The 1,652-nt window shown below is 72.0% G+C and carries 1 protein-coding gene and 1 pseudogene; one reads left to right on the top strand and one right to left on the bottom strand.

Translation table 11 applies throughout. From position 1 onward, the window contains the following. A pseudogene (locus GT042_RS38355) lies at positions 1 to 283 on the top strand (hypothetical protein); the annotation flags it as partial. A gap of 31 nt (positions 284 to 314) precedes the next feature. On the opposite strand, the gene GT042_RS26545 reads toward GT042_RS38355, so the two are convergent. After that, positions 315 to 1,466 carry an NADH-quinone oxidoreductase subunit D gene (locus GT042_RS26545; protein ID WP_161311255.1) on the bottom strand — a complete coding sequence of 384 codons (1,152 nt, stop codon included), beginning with the start codon at positions 1,464 to 1,466 and terminating at the stop codon, positions 315 to 317. Positions 1,467 to 1,652 lie beyond the last annotated feature (186 nt).

Genomic DNA, 1,652 nt, shown 5'->3' with positions numbered 1-1,652 from the left:
CGGCGGCAAGGGCACGGGCGAGGCGGTGGACCCGGCGGACCGGGACGACCCCGCGCCGGCCCCGCTGACGGGGGACACCCCCGTCGAGCGCGAGGATCTCGCGGACGTCGTGGGCGAGGAGGCGCTGGCCGAGCGGCGGCGGTCCGAGGACCCTGCGGTCGGCGCGGTCATCGACCTGACCGAGCCCGACCGGCCCGACGACGAGGCCGACGCGGACGCCGTGACCGGGAAGGACGCTGCCGAGCGCCTCGAAGTGGGGGGCGCGCGCCGCTCCACCGGGTGAGGGCGCCCGTACCGTACCCGGACGCGCGGGCCTACTTGTCGATGTCGCCCACGACGAAGAACAGCGACCCCAGGATCGCCACCATGTCCGCGACCTGCGTCCCGGGCAGCAGCTCGGTCAGCGCCTGGATGTTGTTGAACGACGCCGAGCGCAGCTTCAAGCGGTACGGCGTCTTCTCGCCCTTCGACACCAGGTAGTAGCCGTTGATGCCGAGCGGGTTCTCGGTCCAGGCGTACGTCTGCCCCTCCGGCGCCTTCAGCACCTTCGGCAGCCGCTGGTTGATCGGCCCGGGAGGCAGCTCCGCGAGCCGGTCCAGGCAGGCGTCCGCCAGGTCCAGCGCGTTGTGCGTCTGCTCCAGCAGGCACTCGAACCGCGCCAGGCAGTCCCCGGCCTCCCGGGTCACGACGCTGAGCGTGTCCTGGAGTTCGCCGTACGCCAGGTACGGCTCGTCCCTGCGCAGGTCGAAGTCGACGCCCGAGGCGCGGGCGATCGGCCCGGAGACCCCGTAGGCGTGCACCGCCTCGCGCGACAGGACGCCGACCCCGCGCGTACGGCCCCGGAAGATCTCGTTGCCGAGGACCAGCCCGTCGTAGACGTCCATCCGGGAGCGGACCTCGGCGATCGCCTGGCGGGCCCGGCCCTGCCAGCCGGCCGGGAGATCCTCCTTGAGGCCGCCGACCCGGTTGAACATGTAGTGCATCCGGCCGCCGGAGACCTCCTCCATCACGGCCTGTATGACCTCCCGCTCCCGGAACGCGTGGAACACCGGGGTGATCCCGCCCAGCTCCAAGGGGTACGAACCGAGGAACATCAGGTGGTTGAGCACCCGGTTCAGCTCGGCCAGCAGCGTCCTGGTCCACACGGCGCGCTCGGGGACCTCCATGCCGAGCATCCGCTCGACGGCCATCACGACGCCCAGTTCGTTGGAGAACGCCGACAGCCAATCGTGGCGGTTGGCGAGCATCACGATCTGCCGGTAGTCGCGCGCCTCGAACAGCTTCTCGGCGCCCCGGTGCATGTATCCGATGACCGGTTCCGCTTCGCGGATCACCTCGCCGTCAAGCACCAGGCGCAGCCGGAGCACACCGTGCGTCGAAGGGTGCTGGGGGCCGATGTTGAGCACCATGTCGGTGCTCTCCGCCGCGCCGCCGATGCCGACCGTCGTCCGCGTGGTCTCCGTCATGGACGACAGTCTCTCAGAGGCCGCGGGCCGGACTTCCGGAGGTCGTGTCAGAGGCCCGTCGTGTCAGAGGCCCGGAGCCGCCACGGTGGGGAGGGCGCCGCCGCCCTGACCGCCGTCGACGCCCACCGGCTGGGCCAGCCAGCCGAAGTCGCCCAGCCCGCCCCGCGCCGTCAGCTCCGCCGCCTC

Source organism: Streptomyces sp. SID3212 (assembly GCF_009865405.1).
In the GTDB taxonomy this organism is placed as follows: domain Bacteria; phylum Actinomycetota; class Actinomycetes; order Streptomycetales; family Streptomycetaceae; genus Streptomyces.
Note: the sequence above shows the minus strand (reverse complement) of the source record. Positions and strands in the feature narration are given on the sequence as shown.